This is a genomic window from Bacteroidota bacterium, assembly GCA_020402865.1.
In the GTDB taxonomy this organism is placed as follows: domain Bacteria; phylum Bacteroidota; class Bacteroidia; order Palsa-965; family Palsa-965.
Map to the genome: position 1 here is coordinate 51,722 of JADBYT010000018.1, position 13,132 is coordinate 64,853.

The following is a 13,132-nucleotide window of genomic DNA, read 5'->3' on the forward strand; positions in this document are numbered from 1 at the left end:
AAGGCCGTATTTACTCGCTTACACGCCATCTTACACCCGGCATCACCACAAAAACCACCGGAATTCCGGGCAGCACATTGGTAGAAATATCCATGTGGCTGTTTATCGGATAATTATGTTCCAACTCGCCGCCATGCCACACAAACTTGGTTTGCCAGCGCTTGTTTGCCGATTCTTTAAAGATACCCTGCTCCACATAACCATCCATGTTTTTCCAGGTGCGGCGGTAATAGAAAAACGGGCCCATGCCAATGGTTCCCTCTCCCAGCTTGCCCAGCGGCATTTGTGTGCGTAGCGTGAGAATGCTGGCTCCGGCAAACTTTCCGCCGCAGTCCGACAAAACAGCTTGCCCAAACTTTACCGCTATATAAGGATGAAAACGATACTCGCACGTAAGTGCAATGCCGTAATTCATTACGAAATGCCCCTTTTTGTCGATACGTCCTTTATATAATTGCGGGTGCGGCGATTTTTTGGGGTGAATGGAAAGACCGATCAGTTTAACGCCTACATACCACTGTGCCGAAAGTGCCGGAGTGAAGAGAATTCCGATAAGTAAGGAAAAGCACCGGCATTTTTTCATTGCGCATCAAATTTAGAGTAATCATTCTGTTCTTCCGTCATTCATTTCATGCAGCCAAACGCGCGATTGGCTATGTGTGGGAGGATTTTTTCAAATAACGGCATTTTTAGTATTTAAAAAACTGCTAATCAAGCTATAACTATAATTATCGCAATAAAATAATTAATCATTTCAGCGCATTATTGTTGATCAAAGCAAGCAATAATTGGCCAGATGCTTCTACAAAAAAGTAAGCAATTTGCTTTTCTGGATCCAATAGCTGAAATTTGCATGTAGCTACATATAATTAATTCGCCGGCATCATGCACCGCAAACATTTTTTACGTTTAATGGGAATGCTGCCCTTAACAGGAGCCGCCATGCAGTTACAGGATTTACGTCGGTTTTCCGACACACTTTCGGCCACCGACCCGATGCCGGTGTTGTTTGTAGGGCACGGCAGCCCGATGAACGCGATTGATGACAATGTGTTTTCGCGCGAGATGAAAGCAATGGGGCAGAAAGTGCCCCGGCCGAAAGCCATATTAATGGTATCGGCGCATTGGGAAACCAAAGGCACGTTTGTAACTGCGCAGGCCATGCCGCCTACCATTCACGATTTTGGCGGTTTTCCCCAGGCCTTGTTTGATGTGCAGTATCCGGCCCCAGGCAGCAAGTGGCTGGTTGATGAAACCAAAGCCGCAGTGAAAAAAACAACCGTGGCTGATAGTCATGAATGGGGCTTTGATCATGGCTGCTGGAGTGTAACGCGCAACATGTTTCCGGGTGCCGATATTCCGATCATACAAATCAGCCTCGATTACAGCCAGCCGCCGCAGTATCATTACGACTTAGCTAAAGAGCTGGCCGTGCTGCGGCGAAAAGGCGTGCTCATTGTAAGCAGCGGCAACATGGTGCATAACCTCGGCCGACTGGTAATTCCGGCTAACGGCGATTTAAATGCGCCCTACGGCCTCGACTGGGCGCTTGAGGCACGAAGCCTTTTCAAAAAACACATCGAAAGCGGCAATCATCAGGCACTTATTGGTTATAAATCGCTTGGACAGGCAGTACAACTTTCGGTGCCTACGCCGGAACATTACCTGCCGCTGCTTTACACACTTGCACTGCAGGAAAAAACCGATCAGCTTTCGTTCTTCAACGATGTGGCTGTGGCCGGGTCACTTACTATGACTTCGGTGCTTATTGGTAAAGTGTAGCTTCTGCAATCCGGTGACTGAGTTGTGATGTTTGCAGAACTTGTCTCGGTGGCTGAGCTTGTCTCGGTGGCTGAGCTTGTCGCGGTGGCTGAGCTTGTCGCGGTGGCTGAGCTTGTCGAAGCCACCGCAAACAAATGTCTCCGCATTACTCCTCCGGCTGCGCATACCATTTTCTCATCATCCGTCCGTACAACAACAGCAACAAGCCCAGCAGCAATGCAAGTCCGCCACATTGCGCCAGCGCGTAGTGGAAACTTTCGTTTTTAAACAATACATCGTGCGGCGAGTTGAAATTGTCGGGATAGTTATTGTGCAAGTACCGGTAATACAACCCCACACCAATAAGCGGAATAAAGAACACACTGTACACACTCAGCTGTAGCGTAATGCCATGCCACAACGAGCGTTTGCGCGCGCCAAACAGCCCAAGCGAAAACACATGAAAAGCAACAATATAAACCAGTATCGTAATCAGCACACTTTCTGTGCGTGCATTGAATAATGCAAGCCCAACGCCTGTGGTAACCGCCAGCACAGTGCCCGCCAGAAATGTGGCCGCAAATGTTTTGAGCGAACTGTGGCGGAACATGAGAAGAATAAGTGACAAAGCCAGCGAGACGTAAGCAAGTACAAGGCAATTTGTAAAAAGAAAATTGCTCCGCTCGTACCGATACATCCGACGCTCAATGTTTTCGATGGCGTTGTCGATAGCGGAAAGATTGTAGCGGTAATCGAAAAGGTAGCTGTCAAAAATATCTTCCTGATATTCGTTAAGCGGGGGAACATATAGTGAATCAGTACGTTTTCTGTAGTTGCTTTCCGGCCCGTAGTCGTTTCTAATGGGTATGCCGGCAAATTTCAGGCTTAGCTTATTCAGCGTACTCAATGCTTCGGTTTCGCTCACTGTTTTCTTCTTGTAAATGAGGTGGTATAACTGATAGGCAGTAAGCGGACGAACTGAGGAGTAATCGGGCGACTGGTTTTCGGATACATACATAATATTGAACCACCTGTAGTGAACCAGTCCGCTATCGCCGAGTAATACAAGCGTATCTTCGCGTTGAAGCCATCCGTCTTTATTGTCAACTGGTTCCCATGTTACATTTGTTCGGTAGCGCGACTGCACATCAATGACAGTATCATTTAGCGTATCCCCCACAAGCATATTGTTGTTGCGGTAATGTTCATTTTGAATCACTTTTTTTCTTGCCTCAGTTTCGGAAGCAACAAAAATTACGGTATCGCGTCCCAGTTGAACCGGGTTGTATTTATGCTCTGCCACATTCACGCAATAATTAATCTGGTTCACCGCATCGGTCAGTTCGTCGGGTGTGTATTCGCTGCGGGCGCTTTGCGTTTCTACAAATGCGGGGAGCAGGATGCTGAAACCGGCCATAAAGAATACGGCCCAGAACAGCAGCAGTTGCAGTGCGGGTGCAAGTGTGTGTGGCTGCCCGAAACGCTTGAATGTATTAAAACGCAGCAGGTAAATAAGCCAGAGAATAATGCCCAGTGCAGCCAGCAGGCCCACTACAACCTGATGTTCTGCGAGTGAAGATCGTGTGCGCGGATCGTCGGGTAAAATCCAGAAGGTGCCGTAAATTACCGCATAGCCGATGAGTGCGTACCAGAGGAAAAGATGCACGCGTGTGGCCCAGAGTGTGGGGTAATTAAGCAGCAGCCATTTGTCGAGCCGGTTGATGAACGCGGGAGCAAGCGGGCGGCGGCCGTTGGCGGTGGAGAAGAGGCGATTCATCAGAAAAGGCGTTTGGTGGAGTTGGAAATATCGCGGCAGTAGGTAATGGTAATGTTTTGCTGCACGAGATGGCTGAGCAGTTCCTGCGCGGTGTGTGTGTGCGATACGAGCGTGAAGAAGCCGCCGTTGAACTGCAGCTCCGCATCAAGTCCCTGCATGGCCAGTGTAACGGTATCGCGCGGCGAAGTGGTTTCGAGTTCGAGCGCATAACCGAGTGTGTGCGCCGAAGGTTGATCGCTTGTGAAAATACACTCGCCCTTGCGGATGAGCAGCACGCGGTCGGCCACTTTTTCCACTTCATGCAATTGCTGCGAGGTAAGCAATACAGCGAGTGGCCGGACCGAGGAAAGCGCGAGGAAGCGCAAATCGGTAAGCAGCGTTTGCTGGGCGTTGATGTCAAGATTAGCCAGCGGTTCGTCAAGAATCATTACCTGCGGCCGCATCAGCAGTACGCGTGCAATTTCAAAACGTGTGCGGTAGCCGCTGCTGATCTGGTTCCACGTAAGTTCGGCATACTCACTCAGGCCCAAACGCTCAAGCATAAAGTCAACCAGCAGCTCGTTTTCGCTGCCGGTAATGCCGGAGAGTGATGCCGAGAAGTGAAGATTATCGCGCAGCCGGCCAAACCAGCGCGGAATACGCTGCGGAATAAACGCCACTGCTGATTTTACGGCATAGTGGTTTTGCGCATTCAGCCCCGCATACTCAAGCGTGCCGCCGTTTATGGCCAGCTGTCCGGCAATGCAGCGCAGCAATGTGGTTTTGCCGTTGCCGTTTTCGCCTACTACGCCGGTAATTTCGCCCGCATTCAGTTGCAGGCTCACCGGCCTTAGGCTGAAGTTGCCACGGCTGTATGTTTTTGATACCTCGCGCACATTCACCAGCACAGGCTTTTCAGCCGCAGGTAAATGCTTTGGCAAGCGCGAAAAGAATTCGAGCGCAGCCGCTTTAAACGCTTCTCCGTGGCTGGAAAGCGTAGCCCGGTAGTTCCGGCTAATCGCAATTGCCTCGCGTATCAATTCCTGATTATTACTCTCAAGCGACATGTCGAGCAGCCTGCGCAATGCAAGCTCATAATCGCCATGCTGTAAGTAATGTTCGGCCGTATGTGCCATAAAGAAGCGGGTTAATCTGTTGCGCAGTACTATCGGGCGCAATAAAGGGTGAAACCTGTAGGATTATACCCCGTTATCAAACCGGGTGGGATTATTTACTAAACGAATTTACATCTTCCGCCGCCGAATATCAGCCGGCAACCCACGAATATTTATCTCGGCTGACTTTGGCTATTTGCGGCAATACATTTGAAAAGTACTTCAAAATAAAAAACGATGCATAATCTCAGATCACAAAAAAACAAAAAACAACCGCGCCTGAAAAGGATTGCAACGGCACTCATGCTGCTGGCGCTTCCGGCGCTTGCGCATGCCCAGCAATACAATCAGTGGGCATTTGGTATGAATGCCAGTTACAATTTTACCACACAGGCTCCCGTAACTCCCGCGCCAACAATTTCGACAATAGAAACCGCCGCCTCATGGTGTAACAATGCCGGGAATCTGTGGATTTATACCAACGGTAAAAACATTTATAATGCACAGTCGGGGTTAACCTGTGGTGGTTGTTTGAATGGCAACCCGAACTCCGCCACCAACAGTGCAATACAAGGCGTATTGATTTTGCCCAAAATCGGCGGGCCGGCAGATCAGTTCTACATATTTACAGTTTCTGATCGCGGTATATTATCAGGAAACATTAACTACGGGCTTACTTATGATGTATATAACGCAAGCAGCAATAGTATTAATGGCGAAACGTCTATGGGCTTTGCAATGAACACTTACGGTTCATTTACTACTGAAGCGCTTACGGCCATTCCGCACGCCAATGGTACTGACTATTGGGTAATTGTTAAATCGGTTGTTATTCCTCCCGGCACTCCAGGTGCTACCATTGGCTCTACTCCTCCTCCCAACCAGCCTGCTGGCGGTAACAACAACAGTTTGTATGCCTATCTCGTTACCGCAGCCGGTGTTACTCCGCAGCCAGTTGTTAGCAATGCCGGATTTGCATCTGATTATATGGGTGGTTTCAATTTGATACAAGAAATCAGATGCTCGCCCGACCGTCAGTTTGTGGCTGTAACAAACCGGACGGCAAGCAATGCGGGTTCTGTTTTTCTTTATCGGTTTAACGACGCCACCGGCGAGTTTGGCTACCTGCAAACGCTGCCCATGCCTGCCACTTATTGCCCGTGGAGTATTTCATTCAGCCCCAATTCGCGTGTACTTTATGCTACCGGTAATCATCCGGCCACATCGGCAACAGACCCTGCGGCTGAAACCCTTCGCCAGTTTGATCTAAGTACAGTGCCTTGTAGTCCTTCAGTAACACCAGCTTATTGCGATTATAATACAACCGTGCCTTTTAGCTCATCTTCTAAACTTACCAAACTACAACTTACGCCCGATGGCCGAATTTTCAGAACCCGCAAAGGTTCATATTACATCGACGTAATCAGCACACCAAACAATGTGGGTTGTGCCAACATGGGCTATCAGGCCACAGCCATTCAGGTTGCTACCTCAGGTACAAATAACAGCGAATTCTCGCTCCCCAACAACATCGACGCCAAAGCCGGTCCGGTAGGCACAACCGAGTGGCCCAAAACCACCACACTCACCAACACGCAGGACAAAGGCGTAATGACCGACCTCGACCAGTTTGGCGATATCTATTCGGCCGGTGAGTTTAAAGTCAGTACGCAGTTTGAAACAGTAAACATTACCGGCCATGTAAACGGCGCCATGTACTTAACCAAGTACGACAACTGCAACGGCCTTGAGTGGGTAGCCAAAGGTGTGCCCGCATTGCCCGGCGGTTCGGTTACCTGTACATCAATGAGCACAGGCCCGTCAATAAACAGCGTAATGGTAACGGGGCGTTTCAGTGGCCCGACCACATTTTCATCAGCGGTAAATGGTTCCGGTGTGCCGGTTTGTGGCACTGGTTTGTCGATCACAGGCGCCGGTATTTACATTGCCATTTACGATTTCAACGGGTGTTTGCTTGGCGTAAAAACCATTCAAAATGATGCAACCTACACGCACAACTCTTCACACATTACCATTGGTCGTTTGCTTGTACCCGCCACCGGCATCACCGAGAACCGCGTGTATGTAGCCGTAAATGAAACACCTGTAGCGGGCAACAACGACCGTGTGCGTGTTTTCTGTTTTGTACATTCATCGCCTGCTACGCTCACCAATGCGTGGGTAGTACCGCTGAAGTCTTCCTCATCAATTCTGGCTTACGACATCAGCAGCTACAAAACCACGGTTGCCGTAACCGGTCATTTTCAGCGCGATATTTCGTGGAACACCAACGTTACACCGTTTGCATCAGGTGCCAGCGGCATCAGCGAAGCGTTTGTAGCGTCGATGGCCGATGTAAACAACCTTGCTATCCCCAACAACATAGGCGCACTCACGGCCGGTTTTGATCCTGTTGTAACCACAAACAATTCGTATGGTATGGGTGTAAAAGTATATTCCACCAATGATGTATTGCTCACCGGCACCTACAACAATGCGGTGGCAAGCACATTCGGCACCGGTTTGGGTATGGCGGGCAACGGATCGTTTTCCTGTGCGTATGCCGTGCGCATGAACAGCACCACACCGGCCTCCAACTGGGTACGTTCGGTAATGTCTGACGGGTTTGCGTATGGTGTTGATATTACACAATCAGGCAGCATGGTTTACCTTACGGGTATGTGGGAAGGAACTACGTTTGGCATTAACGGCACCGTGTTGCCTACAGCCGTTCCGCTCAAAAATCACATGTATGTGGTGGGCATGGAAGTAAACGGCAGCTACACCACCGCTCCCTGCTGGCAAAACCATTCGTACCTGAACAGCGATCTTACCGATTTTGCCCGGCCAGCCCGTATTGCGGCTAATGCAAACTATGTATATGTAAACGGCGTGTACAAAGGCACCAACCAGATGGAAGACGACATTGCGTTCAACTCTCCGTTAACATCTACAGCGGGTACTTCCAACAGTTTTGTGTGGCGATATAATGTACCTAACGGCATGGCTTTACGCGAGAGCCAGGTGGCCGCCGCCGCCGCCGAATCGACAATGCAACTTTATCCCAACCCGGTAAACCAAACCTTGTTTTTAACGCTGGGCAATGCGGATACCGAAGCGGCTATTGAAGTGTACAACACTTCAGGGCAGGTAATTTATTCGGCACGCACCATGCAGAGCAATACTCAAATTGATGTGGCCGACTGGGCGCCGGGCATTTATCTGGTGCGCATGGTACGCAACGGCGAGGTGATTACAGAAAAAATCATTAAGCAATAACTGTGTAGTTTTTTCCCCACACAGTAAGCAGGGCGGTCGTTTCGGGGGCGAAACGGCCGCTTTTGCGTTTACCGTTTACCACACAGCAAGCCCATTTACATAAATTTTTCTGCAAGTTTCATTTTTTTGCTGTGTGTTTCTTAGGCTGGTGTATTTTAGCGTATGAACCGCATTCTTCTTCTGGCTTTCTCAGCAGTACTGCTCATGTCTTTCGGACAAAAACCGCTTCCCGGCGGCGAATCTTTTCTGCGTCGTACGCATAAAGTGTATGCCGGGAAATGGTACAGCACACTTACGTTTGAGCAAACCACACAGTTTTACAAAAACGGGGTCAAGGAAGGCTCGCAAACGTGGTATGAAGCGGGTATTTACCCTCATCTTTTCCGCATTGATTTTGGCAGTCCCGATTCGGGCGATGCTTATATTTCGCGCAATGACTCGGCCTATCTTTTCCGCAAGGGGAAACTGGTGCGCGCCATGCCCGAAGTAAATGAACTCCTGTTCCTTTTTGGCGGCATGTATTTTTACCCGGCCGACACAGTGGTGAAGAAAACGGCTGCTATGGGCTATGATCTTAACAAAACCCATTCTACCACATGGCAGGGCCGCAAGGCGCAGGTTGTAGGCGCACTGCCGGGCGATACCGTGTCGCCGCAAATCTGGTTTGATCTGGCCAACCGTTATGTGGTGCGCATTATCCGTAACCGCAACGGGCACCGCGAAGAAATTATTTCCCGCAAACATATTCCTCTGGCCGGAGCCTGGTGCGAAACCGAAGTTGTTTTTTACATGGATGGCAAGCTGGTGCAGGAAGAATTCTACACCAACTGCAAAGCCAACGAGCCGCTTGATGCACGCATTTTCGATCCGAAAGTGTTCGGGCAGGTGCATTGGATGAAGAAGTAAGCCGCTATTTACCAAGCAGTTTTGCTTTCAGTGCCTCGGCTCGTTGTTTGCCTGCTTTTCCCGTCTTGTCAAGCGCAATAGCTTTGTCCAGACAGCGCAGTGCTTCAGTACGGTATTTTGCCTTTTGATGCTGATTGGCCCAGGCCCAGTACACAAAACTCATGAGTTTAGGTGTCGCATAGCTGCTGTCGGCCTCATACTTTTGGATGAGCTGATTCATATCTATGCGTGCAAACCGGTGTTTGCGAAACATCCATTTGGGGAGGTTTTCGGCCACGCTGCCACGCAGAAATTCAGGCAGGGCAGAAACCGGAGCATACTGCTTTACCGCAATTTCAAACAAATCGAAAGCCATTCCCAGCTGCTTCAAACTGCCTGTTTCGCCGGCTATTAGTGCCAACGCCGATGCACGATATGAAACAATAATTGGAAGAAAAGCATTTGCGGGATCTGCCTTTTGCGCCAGACTATCAAGCAGCGAATAGCTTTTGGCTGCAAGCCCTTTATCGCCCGTTTTGGCCAGCAAGGTGAAGTTCAACGCGGCTTCGTGATACAAAATACCGAGGCGTAAACGAGTAACCATGTCTGACGATGCCGCAGCCAGTTGCTGTGCAGCTGCAATACGGTTTCGGAGATTCACGGTGTCTGTTATCTCCATTACATCATCCAGCTGTTGTGCCGCTTCGGCCACGCTGCTGCGCGAAATTGTTTGTGCTGATGCCGTTACACTTGCTCCGGCAAGCACTAAAATTAAAATATGCTTCATAAGTGTTTGTTTCATGAAGCAAAGTTCTGTGCCGAAGGTTGCCCGATTCGTTGACGAGCGTCAAGATTTTTCGCGTTTAAGTATCCGGAGGCGGATTCTGCTCAGCGTTTCGGGACTTACACCAAGAAAATTGGCAATGTATTTTTGAGGTACACGCTGAAACATATCAGCCTGATTAAGCATAAGATTGCGAAATCGTTCCTCCGGACGCTCAGAAGACAGCGACATGGCTATTTCAGTGGCTCTTTGTGCAATTTGTTCTGCAATGAGCCGTCCGAAAGTTTCATATTTCGGGTATTGCGTATAAAGAGTAGTTAATTGATCACGACTAATGATTAGCAATGAACTATCTTCCATTGCCTGTAAATTAATTACCGCAGGTTGTTGTGTGTTAAAGCTCTGAAAATCGGTAACCCAACGGCCTTCAAAGGAAATATCACAAGTTTTTTCGTTGCCGTTTTTTGTGTGAAAGTGGCGTATGGTGCCTTGCTCAACAAAAGCAACGAACCGGCACACATTGCCTTCTTGCAAAAGAAATTTTTTGCGGGGAATGATCTGCCGTTCAAAAAACAGATCAACTAAGTTCAGCTCATCGTCAGAAATTTCAATCAGCGATTGAATATGACGGCGTAATTGCTCGTACATGACTTTTCATTAATGATGCAAGATACCTATCTGTAATGAAAAGAACCTTATCCCGCTCATAAGCATAAGGGCTGGTGTATTGGAGACAAAGTACCACCACGTCTGTTCACAGCACATCTGGTTTAGCACCGGTAACGTTTTTGTATCGCGCTTTCGGGCCAAAAGAAGACGCGAAGAAAAGCAGCAGGAAAATTCAGCGGAGCGCAAAAATTTTGTACCGCTTCTGGCCTGTGTTTACGACATACATAACTGTTTAATCTTGCTTTTCGCTTTTATTAAAGCGAAAAGGGTGCTTGTTTTTGCTGCGAATACCGACCTGTTTGCCTTTTTTCTTAACGACATCCGGCAATGTGATTTTAACAAATTGTTGGCTAATTAGAAGATACTATACATAATTATCAGTAATAAACGAGGTTGTATTTTATGAAAATGTAGTTTTTATTTGCTGGCAACTATGAAGAAGCGAGGCCCCAGGCGTAAATCAGGTATTTCCGATCCGGCAATTGTGCAGCTTGGAAAACGGATACGTGATTTGCGCAAAGCCGCCGGTTATAGTAGTCACGAAACATTTGCCTACGAACACAATATTGCCCGCGCGCAATACCTTGCCTACGAGCATGGCCGCGATTTGCAGTTCAGTAACCTCTTACGCATTGTACGCGCGCACCGTATGAGTCTGGCCGATTTTTTTGCCGAAGGTTTTGAAGAAGAATAAACAGCTTGCACAGGACCCGATCTGTGAATAAATGTTCCCGGTCGTCGCCAGTAAGATGTGCCGGGAACGTTTTTTTATAACGTTTACGGCCAGAAAACGGTAAGCCCCAGAAACCAGTCGCCGCGCCATTCGCGGGCCTGACTCTGGTAAATGCGCAGCAGACTTTGCTCGTGCCTTAGAAAAAGCAGGAGATGTTTTCCGCATTTCCAGCCGGCTTCGGGCAAGAGCGTGAATGAAATTCCATTGGAATAAAAGCGCGTCCACAGCGGCAACCTTGCATAAAAGCGGTTTGAGGCAAATGTACCTGAGGCAAACACAAGCGGTTCGGCGCTGCTGGTGGCTTCGCTGCGTTCGTCATTCACCAGCCGCAGGCGGATATCGGCTCCGGCTCCGGCCGCAAAGCCAAACGGCGAAGCGGCAGATGTAAAGCGGTAGCTGGCCAGCGGTGTAATATCGTATGCCGTTTTACTGAAAATCCAGTAAGCTCCGTATGAACGCAGTCTCACCGAAAGCTGCACGGGCATACGCTTCAGCTCAGGCGCTGTGTATTGTACATTGGTGGCCGGATAAATGTAGCGGTTGCGCAAGGTGCCTGCATCATAACTCAGCTGGTGTGTATTGCGCAACACATTTTCCTGTGCAGGCAGTATCGTGCAAATCATCCACAACAAAAACAGCATTACTCCTTTCATGGCGCCACCTCCTGATATGATTTACCCGTTTTCACTTCATCGAAATACACCACTCCGTTTGCCTGCGGTGCCGTGCGCCCGCGATATTGCCCGAACTTGAAATAATTTCCGCCACGCGTATATAAATTGCGGCGGTAGAACCTGTAATCGGTACCGTTAAAAGGTGTAATCTGCGCACCATTCAGCCATACTTCCGTGTAGCCGGTTTCATCGTCGCTCCAGTACATGCGCGCCACTACATCATACCATTGTCCTTTAACCACCGGTTGTGCATTGCCCACCAGAAAAGGCTGTGCATTCAAACCCGGATCAGTATTCATTTTCAGTTCCAGCTTTCCGTTTACATACACCAGCGCCAGCGGCGGTGGTGATGCATTGAGATACGGTACCGGGGCCCAGTTTTCGCCCTGAATATAATTGGGCAAATCCTGCCACTGACACAGCAAATTGTATGCGCTGTCGCTGTAAGCCGTATCAATCAGAAAGCTGAAGGCATAAAATACTTCGCTGTGATAGCTGGCACAATGATACAGCGCCAGTTCGCTGCGATAACCATTAAATACAAAATCGTTTGGGCGCAGGGTATTTCGCAATGCATAGCTGCCTTTGCGCACGGGCTGATTTACAATTACAGTATTCACTGCAGAGTCTGCCACAAGAAAATGAAACCCGCTGAATGTGCCTGTTTCAAAATCGCCGCTAAAGGAGTTAAAGGGCTGGTTGGGTTCGGGTGTGGGCACCTTACCGCAGGCCATACACAACACAAGAAATAAAAGCAGCGGAAGTGTTTGTTTCATCAGTTGTAAATATAGCAATAGATGATGCGTGATGGGAAAACGCAATTGCCCTTCCGATGTTGTGTAAGAGCTGGTTATTCATTGAAAATGATGCAGTTATGGCTGGTCCAGCCAGGAGGTAATCTGTATTGTGCCGGTAAGCGTGCGGTGAATAAAACACTGGCCGGCAATAGAGAGCAGCCGTTGCCGTTGTTCGTCACTAAGTGGTCCGCCCAGTGTAATGCGACGGTTCATTACGCTGGTGTTGTTGGGGGCATCGCGTTCAAATGTAACGTTGGCTTCCACGTGTTCAAGCGGCCAGTTCTTACGGTCGGCATACATGCGCAGGGTTACGCACGTACATGTGGAGAGTGCCGCGCAAAGCAGTTCGGGCGGCGAAAAACCAAGATCTGTGCCGCCGGCTGTTTCAGGCTCATCGGCAATAAGCTGGTGGCGGCCGTTGCTGAGCAGTGTTTTGTATTTTTCGGTGCCGATACGGCCTGTTACAGTATCCATAAGAGGAAGAATTAAAAAAAACCGGAACAGTTAAAATATCACATGTTCCGGTTCAAGTTAGTAAAGAGGCTGTTTAAATTTTGTTTTTGAGATTTGTTATGAGTGGATTTTTTCTCAGACAAGGCGCTTTTCGCAGGCGATACTTAGAGCGTATCGACAAGAAATGCAACGCAGGATGGGGAAAAATTCACCATAACAAAGCCGA

The 13,132-nt window shown here is 48.8% G+C and carries 12 protein-coding genes; 4 read left to right on the forward strand and 8 right to left on the reverse strand.

What is annotated here, in order from left to right; all coding sequences use genetic code 11:
* Positions 1–10: 10 nt before the first annotated feature.
* Complete coding sequence (locus IM638_13210) at positions 11–583, reverse strand: hypothetical protein (protein ID MCA6363992.1); 573 nt, start codon at positions 581–583, stop codon at positions 11–13.
* Positions 584–885: 302 nt separating this feature from the next.
* Here IM638_13210 and ygiD point away from each other — a divergent pair, with 302 nt between their 5' ends.
* Positions 886–1,782, forward strand: coding sequence for a 4,5-DOPA dioxygenase extradiol (gene ygiD, locus IM638_13215; GenBank protein MCA6363993.1), 897 nt, complete (start codon positions 886–888; stop codon positions 1,780–1,782).
* 145 nt (positions 1,783–1,927) lie between these two features.
* Here ygiD and IM638_13220 read toward each other — a convergent pair whose 3' ends face one another.
* Both IM638_13220 and IM638_13225 read right to left on the reverse strand, forming a co-directional pair.
* The gene (locus tag IM638_13220; protein MCA6363994.1) at positions 1,928–3,538 is read right to left on the reverse strand and encodes a hypothetical protein; all 1,611 of its coding nucleotides are present in this window, start codon (positions 3,536–3,538) and stop codon (positions 1,928–1,930) included.
* Positions 3,538–4,653 carry an ABC transporter ATP-binding protein gene (locus IM638_13225; protein ID MCA6363995.1) on the reverse strand — a complete coding sequence of 372 codons (1,116 nt, stop codon included), beginning with the start codon at positions 4,651–4,653 and terminating at the stop codon, positions 3,538–3,540. The genes IM638_13220 and IM638_13225 overlap by 1 nt, the downstream gene beginning before the upstream one ends.
* 216 nt (positions 4,654–4,869) lie before the next feature.
* Between IM638_13225 and IM638_13230 the strand changes: the two genes are divergently transcribed.
* A complete protein-coding gene (locus IM638_13230) occupies positions 4,870–7,911 on the forward strand; it encodes a T9SS type A sorting domain-containing protein (GenBank protein ID MCA6363996.1) in 3,042 nt (1,013 codons plus the stop codon).
* Between the two features lie 162 nt (positions 7,912–8,073).
* The gene (locus IM638_13235; GenBank protein ID MCA6363997.1) at positions 8,074–8,817 is read left to right on the forward strand and encodes a hypothetical protein; all 744 of its coding nucleotides are present in this window, start codon (positions 8,074–8,076) and stop codon (positions 8,815–8,817) included.
* A gap of 4 nt (positions 8,818–8,821) precedes the next feature.
* On the opposite strand, the gene IM638_13240 is transcribed toward IM638_13235, so the two are convergent.
* Positions 8,822–9,598, reverse strand: a complete 777-nt coding sequence (locus tag IM638_13240) for a hypothetical protein (GenBank protein ID MCA6363998.1) — start codon at positions 9,596–9,598, stop codon at positions 8,822–8,824.
* 45 nt (positions 9,599–9,643) lie between these two features.
* The gene (locus IM638_13245; GenBank protein ID MCA6363999.1) at positions 9,644–10,228 is read right to left on the reverse strand and encodes a Crp/Fnr family transcriptional regulator; all 585 of its coding nucleotides are present in this window, start codon (positions 10,226–10,228) and stop codon (positions 9,644–9,646) included.
* A gap of 454 nt (positions 10,229–10,682) precedes the next feature.
* Between IM638_13245 and IM638_13250 the strand changes: the two genes are divergently transcribed.
* Entirely contained in the window at positions 10,683–10,943 is a 261-nt protein-coding gene (locus IM638_13250) for a helix-turn-helix transcriptional regulator (GenBank protein MCA6364000.1), read from the forward strand.
* An 83-nt stretch (positions 10,944–11,026) separates the two neighbouring features.
* Here IM638_13250 and IM638_13255 read toward each other — a convergent pair whose 3' ends face one another.
* From IM638_13255 to IM638_13265, 3 genes are all read right to left on the reverse strand, one after another.
* Positions 11,027–11,635: a hypothetical protein gene (locus IM638_13255; protein ID MCA6364001.1), complete on the reverse strand. Its 609-nt coding sequence runs from the start codon at positions 11,633–11,635 to the stop codon at positions 11,027–11,029.
* The gene (locus tag IM638_13260; protein MCA6364002.1) at positions 11,632–12,432 is read right to left on the reverse strand and encodes a heparin lyase I family protein; all 801 of its coding nucleotides are present in this window, start codon (positions 12,430–12,432) and stop codon (positions 11,632–11,634) included. Before IM638_13260 ends, IM638_13255 begins: the two co-directional genes overlap by 4 nt.
* A gap of 96 nt (positions 12,433–12,528) precedes the next feature.
* Positions 12,529–12,927 carry an OsmC family protein gene (locus tag IM638_13265; protein MCA6364003.1) on the reverse strand — a complete coding sequence of 133 codons (399 nt, stop codon included), beginning with the start codon at positions 12,925–12,927 and terminating at the stop codon, positions 12,529–12,531.
* Positions 12,928–13,132 lie beyond the last annotated feature (205 nt).